Below are 20635 nucleotides of genomic sequence, written 5' to 3'. Positions count from 1 at the left end.
GCCATGACGGCCACCGCCCCATCCCTGGCCCGCACCAGCGCACCGGCACTCCTGCCGCGGCTGGTGCTGGTCCTCGCAGCCCTGCTGGCAACCCTGTTCACCGCGGCCGCCCCGGCCACGGCACACGCCGCACTCACCGCGAGCGACCCCAAGGACGGGGCGGTGCTCGCCACCGCCCCCACCCAGGTCACCCTGTCCTTCTCGGAGAAGGTGGCCATGGGCGAGGACTCCATCCGGGTCATGGACCCGCAGGGCAAGCGGGTGGACACCGGTGAGCTCCGGGACATGTGCAGCGGATCGATCATCCGCTACGGCACCGCCCTGCACAGCGGGCTGCCCAACGGCACCTTCACCGTCGCCTGGCAGGCCGTCTCGGCGGACAGCCACCCCATCTCCGGGGCCTTCACCTTCTCCATCGGCGCCCCCTCCGCCACCAACGTCACCCTGCCCAGCCGGCAGGCGGGCGACGGTCCGGTGGGAATCGCCTACGACATCGCCCGGTACGCCGCCTACGGCGGGTTCACGGTCATGATCGGCGGCGCCGCCTTCATCCTGCTCTGCCGGCGGGAGGGTTCCGCCGAGCGCCCGCTCCAGAAGCTCGTCGTCCGCGGCTGGCTGACCCTCACCACCGCCACCCTGGTCCTGCTGGTCCTGCGCTCCCCCTACACGGGGTCCGGGAAGTTCGCCGACGTCTTCGACCTCGACGGGCTCCAGGCGGTGCTGGAGACCAAGACCGGTGCCTCCCTGGTGTCCCGGCTGCTGCTGCTCGGCGCCGCCGCGCTCTTCATCGCCGTACTCTTCGGGGCCTACGCCCGACGCCACCGGACGGACGCCGAGAACGGGTCATCGGCCGACCCGGACGGCAAGAACGGCAGCCGGATCGAGGACGGCCGCGCCGGCGGCGAGGACGATGACGACACCGGCGACCTCACCTTCGGGCTCGCCATCGGCGGCACCGTGGTGGCCGCCGGGATCGCCGCCACCTGGGCCCTCTCCGAGCACGCCTCCACCGGGATCCAGCCCGCGCTGGCCATGCCGGTCGACATCCTCCACCTGCTGGCCGTCGCCACCTGGCTGGGCGGGCTCACCGCCCTGCTGATCTCCCTGCGCACCAGCCCGGGCCTCCCCCGGGAAACCGTGCAGCGGTTCTCCCGGATCGCCTTCATCAGCGTGCTGGTCCTCGCCGCCACCGGGCTGTACCAGGCCTGGCGCCAGGTCGGCAGCTGGTCCGCGCTGACCGGCACCGGCTACGGGCAGCTGCTGCTCGTCAAGATCGGCCTGGTGGCCGTACTGGTCGGGGTGGCCTCGGTGTCCCGCCGTTGGACCGCCCGGCTGGCCGACGGCAGCGCTGTTTCACGTGAAACAACGGCCACCGACGCGGACATCGACACGGACGCGGAGGCAGACTCCGAGGCGGAGCCGGCGGCCGAGCCGGTCACCGTGCCCGCCGATCCCGAACGGGCCGCCCAGCTCGCCCGCCAACAGGCCGCCAGGACCAAGGCCCGCACCCGCCGGATCCTCGACGCCGACCCGGAGCGGGCCGGACTCCGCCGCTCGGTGCTCGCCGAGGCCGCCGTGGCCACCGTGCTGCTCGCCATCACCACCCTGCTGACCAGCACCGAGCCCGGGCGGGCGGCCGAGCTGGAGGCGAGCCGGAACCCCGGCGCCTCCACCGCGGTCCCCAACCGCCCGATCAAGATCACGCTGCCCTTCGACACCGGCGGCGCGAACGGCAAGGGCACCGCCCGGCTGGAGCTCGACCCGGGCCGCACCGGAGCCAACACCCTGCACCTCTGGATCGACGACGCGGCCGGACTGCCGCTGGACGCCCCCGAGGTCAAGGTCGCCTTCACCCTCCCCGCCAAGGACATCGGCCCGCTGCCGCTCGCCCCGGACCGGTCCGCTCCCGGACACTGGATCGCGAGCGGGGTCCAGCTCCCGCTGGGCGGCGAATGGCGCATCGACGTGACCGTGCGGACCTCCGACTTCGACCAAGCGACCGTCAACAAGAACGTGAAGATCGGCTGAGCAGCGTGACCGAGAGCACCACCGACATCGAGATCTCCCGCCGGCGCCTGCTGGGTACCGTCGGCGCGGCCGGGGCCGCGGGACTCGCACTCGGCACGACCGCCGGGGCCCTGGGGCACGCCGCGCTCGCCGAGGAGGGCGGTACGGCCACCGGCCGGCCCGGCGCACTCGCCTCCCTGGGCAGTACCGAGGTCCCCTTCCACGGCGCCCGGCAGGCCGGGATCACCACCCCGCTCCAGGCCAAGGGCCATGTGCTCGCCCTGGACCTGGCCCCGGGGGCCGGCCGCAAGGAGGCCGCGGCCCTGCTGCGGCGCTGGTCCGAGACCGCCCGCCGGCTGATGGCCGGGGAGCCGGCACCGAGCGCGGACACCGGGATCGCCCTCGACGCCGGACCCTGCTCGCTCACCGTCACCTTCGGGTTCGGACACTCCTTCTTCGACCGCACCGGGCTGACGGCCCGCCGGCCCGTGGCCCTGGACCCGCTCCCCGCCTTCTCCGCGGACCGGCTGGACCCGAGACGCGGCGAGGGCGACCTGTGGATCCAGATCGGTTCCGATGACGGTCTGGTCGCCTTCCACGCCCTGCGGGCCCTCCAGAAGGACGCCGGGGACGCCGCCCGGATCCGCTGGCAGATGAACGGATTCAACCGGTCTCCCGGGGCCACCGGCAGTCCCATGACCGCCCGGAACCTGATGGGCCAGGTCGACGGGACCGGCAATCCCAAGCCCGCCGAGCCCGACTTCGAGAAGCGGATCTTCGTCCCGGCGGCGGGGCCCGGCCCGGCCGAGCACGCCTGGATGGCCGGCGGCTCCTATGCCGTCGTCCGCCGGATCCGGATGCTCCTCGACGCCTGGGAGAAGGAGCCGCTGGACCGGCAGGAGCTGGTCATCGGCCGCCGCAAGGCCGACGGCGCCCCGCTGACCGGAGGGGAGGAGACCACCGAACCCGATCTCGCCGCCTTCGGCGCCGACGGGAAGCCGGTCATCCCCTCGAACGCCCATGCCCGGATCTCCGCCCCGGAGCAGAACGGCGGCGCCGCCATGCTCCGGCGCCCCTTCTCCTTCCACGACGGGATCGCGGCGGACGGCACCCCGGACGCCGGGCTGCTGTTCATCTGCTGGCAGGCGGATCCGCTGCGCGGGTTCGTCCCGGTCCAGCGCAAGCTCGACCGCGGCGACGCCCTGTCCGTGTTCATCCGCCACGAGTCCAGCGGGCTGTACGCGGTACCGGGCGGCGCCGGGCCCGGCGAGTACGTGGGGCAGCGCCTGCTCGAAGGGTGAACGGCACCGCGCCCGGTACCGCCCCGGCATTAGGCTGACGGCATGTCGGCCACGCGCTTCACCTATCTCGGACCCGAGGGCACCTTCACCGAAGCCGCCCTGCGCACCCTGCCGGAAGCCGCCACCCGGGAGCTCGTCCCGATGGTGTCGGTCCCGGCGGCCCTGGACGCCGTTCGCAACGGGGAGGCGGCGGCGGCACTGGTGCCGATCGAGAACTCCGTGGAGGGCGGGGTCACCGCCACCCTCGACGAGCTGGCCTCCGGCGAACCACTGATGATCTACCGCGAAGTGCTGCTGCCCATCGCCTTCGCCCTGCTCGTCCGGCCCGGGACCCCGCTCAGCGCGATCAAGACGGTCACCGGGCATCCGGTGGCCCAGCCGCAGGTCCGGAAGTGGCTGCGCGCCCATCTGCCCGACGCGGTCTGGGAGTCCGCCGCCTCCAACGCCGACGGCGCCCGGCTGGTGCAGGAGGGCCGGTACGACGCCGCGTTCGCCGGCGAGTTCGCGGCTGCCACCTACGGGCTGGAGGCGCTGGTCACCGAGATCCACGACGCCGAGAACGCCGAGACCCGGTTCGTCCTGGTCGGGCGGCCGGCCCGGCCCGCCGCGCCCACCGGGGCGGACAAGACCTCCGTGGTCCTGTGGATGGGCGAGGACCACCCCGGTGCGCTGCTGGAGCTGCTCCAGGAGTTCGCGGTGCGCGGGGTGAACCTGATGCTCATCCAGTCCCGGCCCACCGGTGCGGGCATCGGCAACTACTGCTTCGCCGTGGACGCCGAGGGCCATGTCTCGGACCGCCGGGTGGGCGAGGCGCTGATGGGGCTGAAGCGGACCTGCCCGCAGGTCCGCTTCCTGGGCTCCTATCCGCGAGCGGGGGTAGCGCAGGGTGACATCGGCCCCGTCCGTCCGGGGACCACGGATGGCGAGTTCACCGCCGCCTCGGACTGGCTGACCCGTTGCCTCGACGGCCGCGCCTGATCGTCCACGGTTATCCACCGGGTTATCCACAGGCTGGACCCGCAGCCTGTGGACTAGTCGACAGTTGTGGGCCACAGGGTCGACAAATCGGCCCAGGGGCTCAGGTTTCGCATGAGCGAGCGGCAGGTGAACGACGTCACCCCCGCATCACCGATCAACTCGTTGGGGCGAGTCATTCCCACCCGAATGAGTGTGTGAGGGTGGTTTGAACCCTGATTCGGCTCGCCGGGGCGACCTCGGGGAATGCCCCTTATCCCTATCCACAGATACCGACCACAGCCTGTGGAAAACCCGGCCGCTGTGCTCATTCCTGTGGACAAGCTGGCTGCTCAGACCGTGGACAGAGCTCGGCCGAGCTCGACGATGTGTCCCCTTTCGGGGAATCGAAGCCCATTTATCGACACTTGGACGCCGATCGGTTCCGGCCGCGCGCCACCCGTTTTGCATTCTCGGCAATTGGGACAAAGTGCCACGCAGCGTGATATCGGTGTGATCCCTCCCGGCCCCGCCCGGTAGCCTGGAGGGGTGATTGACCTCCGGCTGCTCCGTGAAGACCCTGACCGTGTCCGCGCCTCGCAGCGCGCCCGTGGAGAGGACGTCGAACTCGTCGACGCGCTGCTCTCCGCCGATGAGCGCCGCAGGTCCTCGGGCGTCCGATTCGACGATCTGCGCAACGAGCAGAAGTCCCTCGGCAAGCTGATCCCCAAGGCCTCCCCGGAGGAGCGGGCGGAGCTGCTGAAGAAGGCCGAGCAGCTCAAGACCGACGTGAAGTCGGCCGAGGCCGAGCAGAACGAGGCGGATGACGCCGCCCGTGCGCTGCTGCTCCGGCTGGGCAACATCGTCCACCCGGACGTGCCGGTCGGCGGCGAGGAGGACTTCGTCGTCCTGGAGACCCACGGCACGGTCCGCGACTTCGCCGCCGAGGGCTTCGAGCCCAAGGACCACCTGGAGCTCGGCGAGCTGCTCGGTGCCATCGACATGGAGCGCGGGGCCAAGGTCTCGGGCTCCCGGTTCTACTACCTCACCGGTGTCGGCGCCCTGCTGGAGCTGGCCCTGGTCAACGCCGCCATCGCGCAGGCCACGGAGGCCGGGTTCATCCCCATGCTGACCCCGGCGCTGGTGCGTCCGAGGGCCATGGAGGGCACCGGGTTCCTCGGCCAGGCCGCGGAGAACGTCTACCACCTGGAGAAGGACGACTACTACCTGGTCGGCACCTCCGAGGTACCGCTCGCCGCGTACCACATGGACGAGATCATCGACGGCGACAAGCTGCCGCTGCGGTACGCCGGGTTCTCCCCCTGCTTCCGCCGCGAGGCCGGCACCTACGGCAAGGACACCCGCGGCATCTTCCGCGTCCACCAGTTCGACAAGGTGGAGATGTTCTCCTACGTCGCGCCGGAGGAGGCCGAGGCCGAGCACCAGCGCCTGCTGGACTGGGAGAAGCAGTGGCTGACCTCCCTCGGGCTGCCCTTCCAGGTGATCGACGTGGCCACCGGTGACCTCGGCGCCTCCGCCTCCCGCAAGTTCGACTGCGAGGCGTGGATCCCCACCCAGGGCAAGTACCGCGAGCTCACCTCCGCCTCCAACTGCGACGGCTTCCAGGCCCGCCGGCTGTCGGTGCGCTACCGGGACGGCAAGAAGACCCAGCCGCTGGCCACGCTGAACGGCACCCTGTGCGCCGTACCGCGGACCATCGTGGCGCTGCTGGAGAACCACCAGCAGGCCGACGGCTCGGTGCGGGTGCCCGAGGTGCTCCGTCCCTACCTCGGCGGCCGCGAGCTGCTGGAGCCGGTCGCCAGGTGAGCGCCGCCCCGTTCCCCTACAAGCTGGTCGCGACCGATCTCGACGGCACGCTGCTGCGGAGCGACGACACGGTCTCGGAGCGCACCCGCGAGGCCCTGGTGGCCGCCTGCGCGGCCGGTGCCGTGCACATCGTCGTGACCGGCCGGGCGGTGCCCTGGACCCGGCACGTACTGGACGACCTCGGCTACAAGGGGATCGCCGTCTGCGGCCAGGGGGCCCAGGTGTACGACGCCGGGTCGCACCGGCTGCTCACCTCGGTGACCCTGGACCGGCAGCTGGCCGGGCTCGCCCTGTCCAAGATCGAGGCGGAGGTGGGCCCGCTGGCCCTGGCCGCGAGCCGGGACGGAGTGGACGGCGACGTGCTGTTCGGTCCCGGGTTCGAGGTGCAGGAGGGGCTTCCCGCCGTGTACCTCAAGGACACCGCCGAGGTGTGGGCGGCCCCGCTGAACAAGCTGTACATCCAGCATCCGGGGCTGGACGACGACGCCCTGGTCCGGGCGGCCCGGGCGACCGTGGGCAGTCTGGTCGACATCGTGATGGCCGGTCCGGGCGTGGTGGAGATCCTGCCGCTGGGGCTGAGCAAGGCCACCGGGCTGTCGCTGGCCGCCCGACGACTGGGGATGAAGGCGGCGGACACGATCGCCTTCGGTGACATGCCCAACGACCTCCCGATGTTCGGCTGGGCCGCGCACGGGGTGGCGATGGCCAACGCCCATCCGGAGCTGAAGGCGGTGGCCGACGAGGTGAGCACCTCCAACGACGAGGACGGCATCGCGGTGGTGCTGGAACGCCTGCTGGGTGCCGCGTAGCGGAGGGCCGGCGGTAGCGAAGTGTGAGGAGGTCCGGGGCGGCCCGCGCCGTCAGGCGCGCTCGAAGTGGCTGCCCCGGACCTTTTGTTGCTCCCCGCGAGACCCACTCTGCCCCCGCGGGTCCGGCCGTACCAGTGAATTTCCGCGCATCAGCCGTGAATCCGGCGGCGCCGGGCAGCCCTGGTAGCAGTTCCGGTGCCGGTGCCGGTGCCGGTCATGTTTCACGTGAAACAGCGAAGCCGTGGGGGTGCAGGGTGAGCGGCCAGGCCAGCAGTCCCACGGCCAGGGCGATGGCATGGCCGAAGTCGGTGAAGGTGGCCCCGGTCAGCAGGGGGATGCCGAAGAAGGCCACGACCCCGGCCAGATAGCACCAGCGCCAGGGGTGCGGGAGCCGGTAGGTGAGGACCCCGACGGCCGCGGCGAGCCCGTAGCTGACCCCGATGTCGACCACATGCGCCATGCTCCGCGGGGCCTCGTTGTTCTCGATGGCCATCAGCACCAGCCGCTGGCTGGCCAGGGTGGCGGCGATATGGGCGGTGGCGACGATCACCAGCCAGCGCAGGGTGCCCAGCCAGCGTTCCACGGGAGCCTGGAAGAGTTCGAAGAGCACCACGTAGAGGGCCAGTGAGGCCGGGTTCTCGATCCAGAAGGCGCTGCTGAGCAGGGACCGGACGGGGTAGTGGACCAGCTCGTGCAGATTGCTGCTGTTGCGGTGCAGCAGCACGGTCTCGGTTTCCTTGGGCGCGATGGCCACGATGATGCTGGTGATCGCGATGATCAGCAGCCAGACATGGGTCCCGGGCGAGGACCGTATCCAGGACCGCAGAGGCCGGGAGGGCTCGGGCTCGGTGTGCGGCATCATGTCCCGATCATGGCCCGGAACACGAAGCCCCGCCCGGCACATGGGCCGGGCGGGGCAGAGGTCACGGCCGGGACGGGGTCCCGGTCGGGGGGTGGCTCACTCCTCGCCGGCCAGGGTGAGGCGGCGGAGCTTCTGGCCCGCGTAGTAGGTGGCGCCGACGGTGACCACGAGGAGCAGGGTGACCGCGGTGGGCAGGCCCACGGCGGCGTCCACATAGCCTTCACCGGCGATCTTCTCGGCCAGCGAGAGGGCCCACTGCTGGACGCTGAGGGTCTTCGCCCCGGAGACCAGGCTGCCGAAGAGGGACTCCCAGATCAGCGCGTAGACCAGGCCGAAGACCACGGCGTGCCGGCTGACCGTGCCCAGCAGCAGGAAGAGCGCGCTGTAGGCGACCGAGGCGATCAGGGCCGCCACGGTGTAGGCCACGGCGATCTGCTGACCGTTGCCGTTGAGGATGAACCCGGCGATCAGGGTGGGGATGGCCGAGAAGGCCATGGTGACGGCGATGGCGACGATCAGCTTGGTCATGATGATCGTCGGGCGCTTCACCGGCTTGGCGAGCAGGTAGACGATCGAGCCGTCGTCGATCTCGGGGCCGATGGCGCCGGTGCCGGCGATCACGCCGATCAGCGGGACCATGGTGGCCAGGGCGAAGCCGCCGAGGAGGTCGGCGGCCACCTGGTCGTCGACGCCGGTGAAGGCGCGGACGGCGAGGGAGATGGCGATCAGCAGGGCGGGCAGCGCGAACAGGATCAGCGCGCGGCGGCGGCCGAGCAGGGCCCGGTAGGTGAGCCGGGCCACGGTGGGGTTGTACATCGGTGCCAGCTCCTTCAGGCCGCTACGAGGTAGGAGAAGACCGACTCAAGGGACTCGTCGGAGGGGGAGACCGTCAGCAGTCGGATGCCGTGCGCGCGGGCGATCCGCGGCAGCAGCTCGGTGAAGCGTCCGAAGTCGACGGCCTGGACGCGCAGGGCGCCCTCCTTGGTGTCGACCTCGATGCCGGCGGTGGAGGGGTCGGCGATCAGGGCAGCGGCGAGCGCCCGGTCGTCGGAGGAGCGTACGAGGTAGCGGTGCGGGCGGTCCGTCATCAGGCGGCGGATCCGGCGGAAGTCCCCGGAGGCGGCGTGCCGGCCGGCGACGATCACCTCGATGTGGGAGGCGAGCTGTTCCACCTCTTCGAGGATGTGGGAGGAGAACAGGACGGTCCGGCCCTCGGCGCCCATCCGGCGGAGCAGGTCCATCAGCTGCATGCGCTGCCGCGGGTCCATGCCGTTGAAGGGCTCGTCGAGCAGCAGCACGGAGGGGTCGTGGACCAGGGCGGAGGCCATCTTGACGCGCTGCCGCATGCCCTTGGAGTAGGTCGCGATCTTGCGGTCCTGGGCGTACTCCATCTCGACGGTGGCCAGGGCCCGCTGGGCGGCCGCGTCGTCCAGGCCGTGGAGTTCGGCGTTGGCGACGACGAACTCGCGGCCGGTCAGGAAGTCGTACATGGACTCCCGCTCGGGGACCACGCCGATCTGGCGGTAGACCGTCTCGTTGCGCCAGATCGGGGCGCCGTCGAGGGTGACGGTGCCGGTGGAGGGGGCGAGGAAGCCGCCCATCATGTTGATCAGGGTGGACTTGCCGGCGCCGTTGGGGCCGAGGAGTCCGGTGACCCCGGGCCCCACCCGCATGGTCACGTCGTTGACGGCGACGACATTGCCGAACCAACGGGAGGTGTGGTCGATGTCGATGACGGTCACAGCCCGGCCTTCCGGTAGCGGGCCATCAGCGCGGCGTAGGAGGCGGCGATGAGGGCGAGGACGACGAGCAGGTAGACGATGCCGACAGCGGCCGTCGGGCCTTCGCCGCCGGGGAAGGCGGAGTCGGCGCCGAGGAAGGCGGTCTGCACCCCGTCGATCAGGGTGATCGGGGAGAACAGGCCCATCCAGTCGATGGCACCGGGGTTGCCGGTCTCGTGGGCGACGACCTGGATGGTGGAGACGGCGCCGTAGGGGATCAGCAGCAGGGCGATCACGGCGGCGACGCCGAAGCCGCGGCGCGGGGTGAGGGCGGCCATGACCAGGCCCAGACCGGCGAAGAAGACCGAGAGGAGCAGCACGGAGACCAGTCCCTGGGCGAACCCCTTGCTCTGGTCCGCGAAGTCGAATTTCGCCAGCAGCGAGCCGATGTACATGATCAGCAGCGGGGTGGCGGTGAGGATGAACAGGGCCGAGGCCATGGCCGCGAACTTGGCGAGGACGTAGTCGACGCGTTCGATCGGCCGGGAGAAGTACAGCGGCACGGTCTTGAAGCGGAGGTCCCGGGAGACCGACTGGGGTGCCTGGGAGGCGAGGTAGAGGCCGATCACCACCTGGGTGGTGAGGGCGTACGTCGTGTACTTGATCGGCAGGTCGGTGGAGCCGGGGACCGCGATGGCCACCGCGACGATGATCAGGGCGGGGACGCACATCACCGCGAAGAGGATCATCGGGAGGATCTTCGACTTGGCGGACCGGCCCAGTCCGTAGGCGCCGCGCAGGGACTGCGAGAAGAGCGAGGTGCGGGCGTAGGCGCGGCCGAGCCGGGGGCCGTCGTAGGACCGGTAGCCGATGTTGTGGATCTGGGTGGAGGTGTCAGTTGCCATCGGAGCCGGCTCCCTTCGGGTCCTTGAAGACCTCGGCGATGTGGTGGCGGCGCTGTTCCATGCGGACCAGGCCGAGGCCGAGGTCGGCGACCGTGTCGCGGACGGTGTCGTGGGTGTGGTCGCCGGTGGACTCGATGAGCAGGATGTGGCCGGCTCCGGGGAGTCCCTGTTCCTCACCGGCGTGCAGGGTGACCCCGGCCGCCTCCAGGGCGCGCCGCAGGGCGGCGGTGCCGTCGGGGTGGGTGTCGGAGTCGGTGACCTCGACCGCCAGGGTGGCGGTGGTCTGGGTGAAGTCGCTGGTGGAGCTGGAGCGCAGCAGGGTGCCGCCGTCGACGACCACCACGTGGTCGCAGGTGCGCTCCAGTTCGCCGAGGAGGTGCGAGGTGACCAGCACCGAGATGCCGAAGTCGGTGTGGATCCGGCGGATCAGGCCGAGCATCTCGTCCCGGCCGACCGGGTCCAGGCCGTTGGTGGGCTCGTCGAGGAGGACCAGCTGCGGGTCGTGGACCAGCGCCTGGGCCAGCTTGACCCGCTGTTTCATACCGGTGGAGTAGCCCCCGATGGGGCGGTAGCGCTCCTCGTAGAGGCCGACGTGGCGGAGGGTGTCGGCGGTGCGCTCGCGGGCGGCGGTCGGGGGCAGCCCGGACATCCGCGCCATGTGGACGACGAACTCGGTGGCCGAGACGTCGGGCGGCAGGCAGTCGTGTTCGGGCATGTAGCCGACGCGTTCACGGATGGCGCTGCCATGCGTGGCGACGTCGAGTCCGAGCACGGCGGCACGGCCCTCGGTGGCGGGGGACAGTCCCAGCAGGATCTTGATCAGCGTGGACTTGCCGGCTCCGTTGGCGCCCACGAGTCCGGTAACGCCGGGCCCGATGTCCAGGGAGAGCCGGTCGAGGGCGGTCACTCGGGGGTACCGCTTGCTCAGGCTTTCGGTCGCGATGACAGTCACGGGACCGACGTTAGTGGTGGTCCGGGCGCGGATCGTCAGACCTGGAGCGGGACCCTGTCTCCGCCTTCAGGACTACATGCCCGTACGGGAGGCTGATGCGGGCCGGTCCGAATGCCGGTTCCGGCCGGGTTGCGCACAGGGTTGTGCACAGGCCTTGACGTGCACTCCGGGCATTGTCACATTCATCAGTGTCAACTTACGGACGCGTACGGCTACGGGACGGACGGCTGGCATGGCAGGGGACGGGCTCCAGGGGTTCAGGAAGGTGCAGCGGCTCGCCTACGAGTGCGCCGAAGCGGTGGCGGGGCAGCTCAAGGCGGGTGTCACCGAGCGGGAGGCCGCCCGGATGCAGCGCGACTGGCTGCGGGAGCGGGGGGTGCGGGACTGGTTCCATCTGCCCTTCGCCTGGTTCGGGGACCGCACGGCGTTCGCGGGCTTCCGGATTCCGCTGCAGTTCTTCCCCACCAACCGGCGGCTGGAGCCCGGGATGCCGTTCATCCTGGACGCCGCCCCGGTCCTGGAGGGGTTCACCGCCGACATCGGGTATTCGGGCAGCCTGGGTCTGAACCCGGTGCAGGACCGGCTGATGGACGACCTCCGGGCGCACCGGGAGCTGATCCTGGCCGAGGTCCGGGAGCGGCGCTCGCTGCGGGAGATCTACGAGGACGTCGACCGGCTGATGGTCCGGCAGGGGTACGAGAACCGGCACCGGGCGTATCCGTTCGGGGTGATCGCGCACAAGGTGGACCGGGTCAGGGAGCGGCGTTGGTCGCCGACCGCCTTCGGGTTCGGCACCCAGTCCCTCCGGGGGCTGGCCTCCGACGCCCTGCACGGGCACCGTGACGGGTGGTCCCCGCTGTGGAGTCCGTACAGGTTCTCCGACCATCCGCCGCAGCCGGGGCTGTGGGCGGTGGAGCCCCATCTGGGGTTCCGGGGCACCGGTGCCAAGTTCGAGGAGATCCTGGTCGTGACCGACTCCCGGGATCCCCTGGAGAGCGCGTTCTGGCTGGACGACGACCTGCCGCATGTGCGGCGCTGGGCCGAGACCGAGGAGAAGGTGGCATGAGCGGGACAGGGCCGGCGGGGGCACGCGAGCGCTGGGTGAGCACGGGCGGTGTGGAGCTGTGCGTCCTCGAACTCGGCGAGCCGGACCGCCCCACCGTGGTGCTGGTGCACGGCTATCCGGACAGCAAGGAGGTCTGGTCGGAGGTCGCCGAGCGGCTGGCCGCCGAGTTCCACGTGGTGCTCTACGACGTGCGCGGGCACGGCAGGTCGACCGCCCCGCAGCCGCTGCGCGGCGGGTTCACGCTGGAGAAGCTGACCGACGACTTCCTCGCGGTGGCGGACGCGGTCAGCCCGGACCGGCCGGTGCACCTGGTCGGGCACGACTGGGGGTCCGTCCAGGGCTGGGAGTTCGCCACGGTCAAGCGGACCGAGGGCCGGATCGCGTCCTTCACCTCGATGTCGGGGCCCTCGCTGGACCACTTCGGGCACTGGGTCAAGAAGCGGATGGCGCGGCCCACCCCGCGCCGGACCGTCCAGCTGCTGGGGCAGGGCGCCAAGTCCTGGTACGTGTACGCCCTGCACACCCCGGTGCTCCCGGAGCTGGCCTGGCGCGGCCCGCTCGGCAAGCGGTGGCCGAAGATCCTCCAGCGGATGGAGCGGATCCCGGCGGAGGGCTATCCGACGGCCTCCCTGTCCTCGGACGCGGCGCACGGCGCCTGGCTCTACCGGGACAACGTCCGGGCCCGGATGCGCCGGCCCCGGCCCGACGCCTACGCGCACGTACCGGTCCAGCTGATCGTCCCGACCGAGGACGCGTTCCTGTCGGAGCGGCTGTACGACGACCTGGAGCTGTGGGCCCCGGAGCTGGTGCGCCGGACCCTGCCGGCCAAGCACTGGGTGCCGCGGACCCGGCCGGACCAGCTGGCCTCCTGGATCTCCGAGTTCGTCGGCTCCCGGGAGGAGGCGCCCGGTCCGTCGCCGGAGCGTCGCGCCCCCGGGCGGTACGCCGACCGGTTCGGCGGGCAGCTGGTGCTGGTGACCGGCGCGGCCAGCGGGATCGGCCGGGCCACCGTCTTCGCGTTCGCGGAGGCCGGGGCCCGGGTGGTGGCCGTGGACCGCGATGCCGAAGGGGCCGCCCGGACCGCGGAGATGGCCCGGCTGATCGGTGCGGCCGGGGCCTGGGCCGAGTGCGTGGACGTCTCCGACGAGTCGGCGATGGAGAAGCTCGCCGCCAGGGTGGCCGAGGAGCACGGGGTGGTGGACGTCCTGGTCAACAACGCCGGGATCGGGCTCTCCGGGGCCTTCCTGGACACGAGTTCCGAGGACTGGAAGAAGGTCCTGGACGTCAATCTGTGGGGGGTCATCCACGGCTGCCGGATCTTCGGCCGGCAGATGGCCGACCGGGGTCAGGGCGGGCACATCGTCAACACCGCGTCGGCGGCCGCCTATCTGCCGTCCCGGACCCTCCCCGCCTACTCCACCTCCAAGGCCGCGGTGCTGATGCTGTCCGAGTGCCTGCGCGCGGAGCTGGCGGGCCGGTCGATCGGGGTGTCCGCGATCTGCCCCGGCATCGTCAACACCAACATCACTTCCACGGCCCGGTTCGCCGGAGTGGACCCGACGGAGGAGAAGCGCCGGCAGGAGCGCTCCGCCCGGCTCTACGGACTCCGCAACTTCCCGCCGGAGAAGGTCGCCGCGGCCGTCCTGGAGGCGGTGGTCCACAACCGGGCGGTGGTCCCGGTGACCCCCGAGTCCAAGGGCGCCCTGTTCCTGTCCCGGTTCACCCCGGGGGTGCTCCGGCGGCTGGCGAGAGTGGAGCCGAAGCTGTGACCGGGCCCCGGGCGCGGGCCGGGGGGCCGCCGGCGGGGAGGAGTGGGCCCGGCGCGGCCATATCCCGCTCCTTCCCGCGGTCGTACCATCCCTCGCAGGAGGGCTCGCTGCGCAGGGCGGTCGAGCACCTGGCGGTTTCGCCCGCCGCCCGGGCCGAGGCGGGGGCCATCGGCCGAACCGCCGTGTCGTAGGGAGCGGGCATTGTCCGAGCAGGCGGTAGCCGAGTACCGGATCGAGGATCTGGCGCAGCACAGCGGGGCGACGGTGCGGACCATCCGCGCCTACCAGGACCGGGGGCTGCTGCCGAAACCGGAGCGGCGGGGCCGGTCCAACGTCTACCGGGACACGCATCTGGCGCGGCTCCGGCAGATCGCGGACCTGCTCGACCGCGGGTACACCCTGGCCTCCATCAAGGAGCTGCTGGAGGCCTGGGACGCGGGGCGTGGGCTGGGCGGGGTGCTGGGTCTGGTCGCGGAGGTGCACGGGCCGTGGACGGACGAGGAGGCGGCCCGGATCTCCCGGGAGGACCTCAACGACCGGTTCGGCGGGGTGCCGGACGACCGGGCGGTGGACGAGGCCTGTGATCTGGGGGTGCTGGAGCGGGTCCCCGGCTGCCAGGACCAGTTCCTGGTGCCCTCTCCGCAGGAGCTGGCGGTGGCCGCCGAGCTGTATGCGGCGGGGGTACCGCTGCCCGCGATCACCGGTCATCTGCGGGAACTGCGCGGGCATGTGGAGCACATCGCCTCGCGGTTCCTGGAGTTCACCACGGAGCATGTCTTCGCCCGCTATCTGGGGCACGTCCCGCCCACCGACGCGGATGCGACGGAGGCGGCGACGATGGTGCGCCGGCTGCGGCCGCTGGCGCAGCAGACGGTGGACGCCGAGCTGGCCCGGGCGATGCGGCTGTTCGCCACCCGCCATCTCCAGCGCCATCTGGGGACCTCGGGTCCGCCGCCCCCGAGCGGTCCGTCCCCGGTGTCCCTGCCGGCCGAGACGGTCCGGGCGGTGCAGGAGCTGGTGGGTGCCGAGCATGTGGCGGCGTTCGTCCGGGCCGCGACCGAGCGGGAGGTCCAGGCCCGGACGATGAACGAGCTGGCCCGGCGGGCGGGCGGCGAGTAGCGGCGGCGCGCAGGGCCGCCCGTCCACAGGGCGGATCGCTCGTTTCGGATCATTTCCACCCAATCGTCTGTGGACAACTCCCCTCCACCTGTGGACGGTTCAACCGTCTGCCCGGGGAGGACGTCAACTGACCGCTTCGTACGCCGGATTGACCGGAGCGGTGTCGGCCCGGTCGGCGGCGGGCCGTCGGCCGTACAGCACCGCGGCCAGGGCCAGGCCCAGGGCGCCGCCGACCAGCTGAGCCGCCATGAATCCGGGCAGCGAGGCGGGGGCGATCCCGGTGAAGGAGTCGCTGAAGGCCCGCCCGAGGGTGCCGGCCGGGTTGGCGAAGGAGCCGGAGGAGGTGAACCAGATCGCGGCCCCGATGTAGCAGGCGACCGCGGCGGGGATCAGCCGGGCCCGGCCGATCCGGCCGAGCCCCTGGATGACCACCACCAGCCCGGCGGTGGCCACGATCTCGCCGATCAGCAGATGGCCGCCCTCGCGGACCTGGGTGGCCAGGGTGCCCGGGGTCCGTCCGAACATGGCCTCGGCCAGCAGTGCCCCGGCGACGGCGCCGCCCGTCTGCGCACCGGTGTAGAGCACGGCCTGCCGGCCGCTGAGGCCCTCCGGGTCGCCGGTCCGCCGGCTCCACCAGGAGACCAGGGTGACCACCGGGTTGAGGTGCGCCCCGGAGACCGGCCCGAGCAGGGTGATGATCAGTCCGAGCCCGATGGCGGAGGCCAGCGAGTTGGCCATCAGGGCGACCCCGATGTCGGCGCTGAGCGCGGCGGCCTGGATTCCGGAGCCGATCACCACGAGGAGCAGGGCGGCCGTACCGATGAATTCGGCGGCCGCGCGGCGGGCGAGCGAGGCGGGGGCGGTCATGGGGGTCTCCCTCGTGGCAGACACGGAACAGGCGGGGGTTGAGTGGAAAATGTATTCCGTATCTTGGAAGTGCGATAGAGGGTGTCCACGGCGGCACCGGACCGCGCGCAGCCCCCGCGCCGGAAAATCCGCCCGCACCGGCGCGCCGACCAGGCACGCTGTGGGCCATGGATGACAGACGCACCGTGAAGGTGTCCAAATTCGTCTCGAAACACCTGCGGCATCAGCCGGAACGCATCGGACTGGTGCTCGATCCACAGGGCTGGGTGGAGATCGACGAGCTCCTCCGGGCGGCCGCCCTGCACCGCTTCCCCTTCACCCGCGAAGAGCTCGACCATGTCGTCGCCCACAACGACAAGCGGAGGTTCGCCGTCGAGGGCACCCGGATCCGGGCCAGCCAGGGCCACACCGTCAGCGGGGTGGACCTCGAACTCCCCCCGGCCGAACCCCCCGGGTACCTCTACCACGGCACCGTGGCGGCGGCCCTGGACGCCATCCGCGCCGAGGGCCTGCGCCCGATGCGCCGCCACCACGTCCATCTCTCCGCCGACCGGGAGACCGCCACCCGGGTCGGGGCCCGCCGCGGCCGCCCGGTGGTGCTCCCGGTGGACGCGCCGGCCATGCACGCCGCCGGACACGTCTTCCACCTCAGCGCCAACGGCGTCTGGCTGACCGCGGCCGTCCCCCCGGAGTTCCTCCGCCTGCCCTGATCCCGCCGGACCGCCGGACCGCCGGACCGCCGGACCGCCGGACCGCCGGACCGCCGGACCGCCGGACCAGCGAACCGCCACACGGCCGCCCGGCCGTCGGCCCGGACCGGCCCGGGCGCGGGTGACGGCTATCCGTTCAGCTGGGACAGCGCCTCGGTGGCGATCCTCTCGAAGACCTTCCCGTCGGCCGCGAACACCGAGCCGGGGATCGGGGAGTGCACCACGATCTCGTCGATGCCCAGCTCCCGGTAGCGGCCCGCGAAGTCCACGAACGCGTCCAGCGAGTCCAGCACGGTGTTCTGCTCCGGGGTGAACCCGGTGAGCAGGATCCGGCCCATCCCGGCCGGCTCCCGTCCCAGCTCCGCGCAGGCGGCGCCCAGCTTCTCCAGCTGGCCCCGGACGGCCCGCACCGACTCCTCCGGGGTGCCGGTCTCGTACAGCTTGGGGTCGCCCGTGGTCACCCAGGCCTGCCCGTGGCGGGCCGCCAGCCTCAGTCCGCGCGGACCCGTGGCCGCCACCGCGAACGGCAGCCGGGGCCGCTGCACACAGCCGGGAATGTTCCGCGCCTCCTCCGCCGAGTAGAACCGGCCCTGCTGGCTGACCGTGTCCTCGGTCAGCAGCCGGTCCAGCAGCCCGACGAACTCCTCGAAGTGGTCCGCCCGCTCCCTCGGGGTCCACGGCTCCCGTCCCAGGGTGGTCGCGTCGAACCCGTTGCTGCCGGCCCCGATGCCCAGGGTGATCCGCCCACCGGACAGGTCCTCCAGCGAGATGAGCTCCTTCGCCAGGGTCACCGGGTGCCGGAAGTTCGGCGAGGTCACCAGCGTGCCCAGACGCAGCCGCCCGGTCACCCCGGCCGCGGCGGCCAGCGTGGGCAGCGCCCCGAACCAGGGGCCGTCGCGGAAGGACCGCCAGGCCAGGTGGTCGTAGGTGTACGCGGCGTGGAAGCCGAGCTCCTCGGCCCGCACCCACTCCTCGCGGCCGCCCTCCTGCCAACGACGTACCGGAAGGATCACCGTGCTCAGACGCAGACTCATGGCGCCGAGCCTACGGCGGCCCGGGCGGCCGGCGCGGCCACGACCACGGGCGATCCGTCTCCGGCCGCCACCGCCATGGGTGAAGATGGACCCGTGACCTCGGCTTCCCACCTCCCCGACGGGCCTGGCCCCGTGACCCGCCTGATCGCCACCGACCTGGACGGAACCCTGCTGCGGGACGACCAGTCCGTGTCCGAGCGGACCGTCGCCGCGCTCGCCGCGGCGGAGGCCGCCGGGATCGAGGTGTTCTTCGTCACCGGCCGGCCGGCCCGCTGGATGGGGGTGGTCAGCGACCACGTCCACGGCCACGGGCTCGCCATCTGCGCCAACGGCGCCGCCGTGGTCGACCTGCACGACGACGGCAGGATCGTGGAGGTGCGACCGCTGGCCCGGTCCGCCGCGCTGGCCGTGGTGCACGCCCTGCGCGCCGCCGCCCCCGGCACCTCGTTCGCGGTGGAGCTGACCACCGGGATCCACTACGAACCCCACTACCCGCCGTTCTTCCAGGACCCGGGCGCCACCGTGGCCACCGCCGAGAAGCTGCTGCGGGAGGAGCCCGGCACCCACCAGGCGCCGGTGATCAAGCTGCTCGCGCACCATGCCGAACTGGCCCCGGACGCCTTCCTGGAGCTGGCCCGCTCCACGGCCGGCGAGCTCGGCTCGATCACCCGGTCCAGCCCGACCGCCCTGCTGGAGATCAGCGGACCCGGGGTCTCCAAGGCCAGCACCCTGGAGCTGTGCTGCGCCGAACGCGGGATCTCCCCGGCCGAGGTGGTGGCCTTCGGGGACATGCCCAACGACGTGGAGATGCTCCGCTGGGCCGGCACCTCCTACGCCATGGGCAACGCGCACCCGGACGTGATCGCGGCGGCCTCCGGCCGCACCGTCGCCAACAACGAGGACGGGGTGGCCGTGGTCATCGAGCGCATCCTCGCCGACCGCGTCACCAAGCTGCCCGGACAGCACACCTAGAGCGGGGCCTCCCACACCAGGGTGGTCCCGCCGCCGTCCTCCCCGAGCCCCGGACCGTACGAGCTGGAGCCGCCCAGCGACTCCGCGCGCCTGCGCAGGTTGCGGAGCCCGCTGCGCCGGCCGCCGTCCGGGATCCCCACCCCGTCGTCGGCCACCTCCAGCCGGACGCCCGCCCGGCCGTCCGGCAGGGTGACCGTGCAGTCGAGGACCACCTCGATCCGTGAGGCCTCGGCATGCCGGAAGGCATTCGACAGCGCCTCCCGCAGCGCCGCGATCAGGTTCTTGCCGACCAGCTCGCCGACCACCGCGTCGACCGGTCCGAGGAAGCGGTGGGCCGGCTTGAAGCCCAGCGGCACCGCCGCCATGTTGATCTCCCGCAGCACCCGGGTCCGCAGCCCGGACGGCGCCTCGGCCGGACCCTGCTGAAGGGCGAAGATCGCCGTACGGATCTCCTGGATGGTCACGTCCAGCTCGTCCACGGCCTTGCCGACCCCGTCCCGCACCTCGGGCACCACCGACCGCCGCTGCGCCCCCTCCAGCATCATCCCGGTGGCGAACAGCCGCTGGATGACCAGATCGTGCAGGTCGCGGGCGATCCGGTCGCGGTCCTCGAAGACCGCGAGCCGCTCCCGGTCCCGCTGGGCCTCCGCCATCATCAGCGCCAGTGCCGCCTGTGAGGCGAACTGGCTGGCCAGGGTCCGCTCGGCCTCGCTGAACGGACGCTTCCCCCGGCCCCTGGGGGTCACCAGGGCGCCCAGCACCCGGCCGCCGCTCTGCAGCGGCAGCAGCATGCACGGCCCGTACTGGCCGGTCAGCCGGCTGATCATGCGCGGATCGCTGGAGGCGTCGTCCACGAACACCGGCTCGCCCCGGAGCAACTGCTCCACCACCGGGCTCTCCGGCGGAATGATCACCCCGAGCGAGGTGGCCGGGTTGTCGGCGGAGACCGCGACGATCTCCATGCCGCCCTCCCCTGCGGGCAGCATCACGATCCCGGCCGCCGAGTCCGCCAGATGGCGCGCCTGTTCGGCGACCACGGCCAGCGCGTCGTCCGCGTCACCGCCCGACAGCAGGGCGGTGGTCACCGCCACCGAGCCGTCGATCCAGCGCTCCCGCTGGGTGGCCGCCTCGTAGAGCCGGGCGTTGCCGATGGCGATCCCGGCCTCGGTGGCCAGCACCCGGACCATGTGCACGTCGTAGTCGTTGAACTCGCCGCCGCCCCGCTTCTCGGCCAGGTACAGATTGCCGAAGATCTCCCCCTGGACCCGGATCGGCACCCCGAGGAAGGTCTTCATCGGGGGATGCTCCGGCGGGAAACCGGCCGACCGCGGGTCCTTGGTCAGATCGGCCAGCACCACCGGATCGGGATGCCGGATCAGCGCCCCCAGCAGGCCCCGCTTGCCGTCCGGACGGTGTCCGATCCGGGCGGCCGTCTCGGCCCCGATCCCGTGGGTGACGAAGTCGGACAGTCCGCGGCCCTCGGTGTCCACCACCCCGATGGCCGCGTAGCGGGCGTCCGCGAGCTCGGCCGCGGTCTCGCAGATCCGGTCCAGGGTGGAGTGCAGCTCCAGGCCGGTGCCGACCGAGCGCATCGCCTCCAGCAGTTGCGGTACACGGGCGGTGAGCTCGGTGGACAGGCCCTGCAGACTCCGGGTGGCCTGGGTGGCGGCCTCCATCGGGTCCGGGGATTCCTGCGACTCCTGGACTGACATGCCCTTGAGACTAATTAGTCCCTTTTACTGAGGAAAGTCGGGCACCGC

General features: G+C 72.0%; 18 protein-coding genes. 10 read left to right on the top strand and 8 right to left on the bottom strand.

What is annotated here, in order from left to right; all coding sequences use genetic code 11:
* Window positions 1-3: 3 nt before the first annotated feature.
* The 5 genes from ACZ50K_RS26090 (at window position 4) to ACZ50K_RS26070 (ending at window position 6898) form a co-directional block, all read left to right on the top strand.
* Window positions 4-2028, top strand: coding sequence for a copper resistance CopC/CopD family protein (locus ACZ50K_RS26090; RefSeq protein ID WP_468907396.1), 2025 nt, complete (start codon window positions 4-6; stop codon window positions 2026-2028).
* Between the two features lie 5 nt (window positions 2029-2033).
* Entirely contained in the window at window positions 2034-3308 is a 1275-nt protein-coding gene (efeB, locus tag ACZ50K_RS26085; protein ID WP_468907395.1) for an iron uptake transporter deferrochelatase/peroxidase subunit, read from the top strand.
* Window positions 3309-3350: 42 nt separating this feature from the next.
* A complete protein-coding gene (gene pheA / locus ACZ50K_RS26080; protein ID WP_468907393.1) occupies window positions 3351-4286 on the top strand; it encodes a prephenate dehydratase in 936 nt (311 codons plus the stop codon).
* A gap of 525 nt (window positions 4287-4811) precedes the next feature.
* Window positions 4812-6089 carry a serine--tRNA ligase gene (gene serS / locus ACZ50K_RS26075; protein WP_468907391.1) on the top strand — a complete coding sequence of 426 codons (1278 nt, stop codon included), beginning with the start codon at window positions 4812-4814 and terminating at the stop codon, window positions 6087-6089.
* Window positions 6086-6898: an HAD family hydrolase gene (locus tag ACZ50K_RS26070; protein ID WP_468907390.1), complete on the top strand. Its 813-nt coding sequence runs from the start codon at window positions 6086-6088 to the stop codon at window positions 6896-6898. The genes serS and ACZ50K_RS26070 overlap by 4 nt, the downstream gene beginning before the upstream one ends.
* A 214-nt stretch (window positions 6899-7112) precedes the next feature.
* On the opposite strand, the gene ACZ50K_RS26065 is transcribed toward ACZ50K_RS26070, so the two are convergent.
* The 5 genes from ACZ50K_RS26065 to ACZ50K_RS26045 all read right to left on the bottom strand — a co-directional run bounded on the left by ACZ50K_RS26065 (window position 7113) and on the right by ACZ50K_RS26045 (window position 11338).
* Window positions 7113-7760: a rhomboid-like protein gene (locus ACZ50K_RS26065; RefSeq protein WP_468907388.1), complete on the bottom strand. Its 648-nt coding sequence runs from the start codon at window positions 7758-7760 to the stop codon at window positions 7113-7115.
* A 96-nt stretch (window positions 7761-7856) separates the two neighbouring features.
* Window positions 7857-8576, bottom strand: coding sequence for an ABC transporter permease (locus tag ACZ50K_RS26060; RefSeq protein ID WP_468907387.1), 720 nt, complete (start codon window positions 8574-8576; stop codon window positions 7857-7859).
* A 14-nt stretch (window positions 8577-8590) separates the two neighbouring features.
* On the bottom strand, window positions 8591-9502 hold the full coding sequence (locus tag ACZ50K_RS26055; RefSeq protein WP_468907386.1) for an ABC transporter ATP-binding protein: 912 nt from the start codon (window positions 9500-9502) through the stop codon (window positions 8591-8593).
* The gene (locus ACZ50K_RS26050) at window positions 9499-10386 is read right to left on the bottom strand and encodes an ABC transporter permease (protein ID WP_468907384.1); all 888 of its coding nucleotides are present in this window, start codon (window positions 10384-10386) and stop codon (window positions 9499-9501) included. Before ACZ50K_RS26050 ends, ACZ50K_RS26055 begins: the two co-directional genes overlap by 4 nt.
* Window positions 10376-11338 (bottom strand): ABC transporter ATP-binding protein, encoded by a 963-nt coding sequence (locus ACZ50K_RS26045; RefSeq protein WP_468907382.1) that lies wholly within the window; start codon window positions 11336-11338, stop codon window positions 10376-10378. The genes ACZ50K_RS26050 and ACZ50K_RS26045 overlap by 11 nt, the downstream gene beginning before the upstream one ends.
* Before the next feature lie 232 nt (window positions 11339-11570).
* Here ACZ50K_RS26045 and ACZ50K_RS26040 point away from each other — a divergent pair, with 232 nt between their 5' ends.
* From ACZ50K_RS26040 to ACZ50K_RS26030, 3 genes are all read left to right on the top strand, one after another.
* A complete protein-coding gene (locus ACZ50K_RS26040; RefSeq protein WP_468907380.1) occupies window positions 11571-12404 on the top strand; it encodes a M24 family metallopeptidase in 834 nt (277 codons plus the stop codon).
* Window positions 12401-14173 carry an SDR family oxidoreductase gene (locus tag ACZ50K_RS26035; protein WP_468907378.1) on the top strand — a complete coding sequence of 591 codons (1773 nt, stop codon included), beginning with the start codon at window positions 12401-12403 and terminating at the stop codon, window positions 14171-14173. Before ACZ50K_RS26040 ends, ACZ50K_RS26035 begins: the two co-directional genes overlap by 4 nt.
* Before the next feature lie 201 nt (window positions 14174-14374).
* Window positions 14375-15292, top strand: coding sequence for a MerR family transcriptional regulator (locus ACZ50K_RS26030; protein WP_468907376.1), 918 nt, complete (start codon window positions 14375-14377; stop codon window positions 15290-15292).
* Between the two features lie 123 nt (window positions 15293-15415).
* Here the strand turns inward: ACZ50K_RS26030 and ACZ50K_RS26025 are convergent, their stop codons facing one another.
* Window positions 15416-16159, bottom strand: coding sequence for an aquaporin (locus ACZ50K_RS26025; protein ID WP_468907374.1), 744 nt, complete (start codon window positions 16157-16159; stop codon window positions 15416-15418).
* Window positions 16160-16326: 167 nt separating this feature from the next.
* Here ACZ50K_RS26025 and ACZ50K_RS26020 point away from each other — a divergent pair, with 167 nt between their 5' ends.
* Window positions 16327-16869, top strand: a complete 543-nt coding sequence (locus ACZ50K_RS26020; RefSeq protein WP_468907371.1) for an RNA 2'-phosphotransferase — start codon at window positions 16327-16329, stop codon at window positions 16867-16869.
* A gap of 128 nt (window positions 16870-16997) precedes the next feature.
* Here the strand turns inward: ACZ50K_RS26020 and ACZ50K_RS26015 are convergent, their stop codons facing one another.
* Complete coding sequence (locus ACZ50K_RS26015) at window positions 16998-17903, bottom strand: LLM class flavin-dependent oxidoreductase (protein WP_468907370.1); 906 nt, start codon at window positions 17901-17903, stop codon at window positions 16998-17000.
* Between the two features lie 75 nt (window positions 17904-17978).
* Here ACZ50K_RS26015 and ACZ50K_RS26010 point away from each other — a divergent pair, with 75 nt between their 5' ends.
* Window positions 17979-18875 (top strand): Cof-type HAD-IIB family hydrolase, encoded by an 897-nt coding sequence (locus ACZ50K_RS26010; protein WP_468907368.1) that lies wholly within the window; start codon window positions 17979-17981, stop codon window positions 18873-18875.
* Here ACZ50K_RS26010 and ACZ50K_RS26005 read toward each other — a convergent pair.
* Window positions 18872-20587 carry a sensor histidine kinase gene (locus ACZ50K_RS26005; protein WP_468907367.1) on the bottom strand — a complete coding sequence of 572 codons (1716 nt, stop codon included), beginning with the start codon at window positions 20585-20587 and terminating at the stop codon, window positions 18872-18874. The genes ACZ50K_RS26010 and ACZ50K_RS26005 overlap by 4 nt on opposite strands.
* Window positions 20588-20635: the final 48 nt, after the last annotated feature.

The sequence above is a fragment of the Streptomyces sp. NPDC033845 genome, from assembly GCF_055576225.1.
This window is presented reverse-complemented; position numbering and strand designations above follow the sequence as displayed.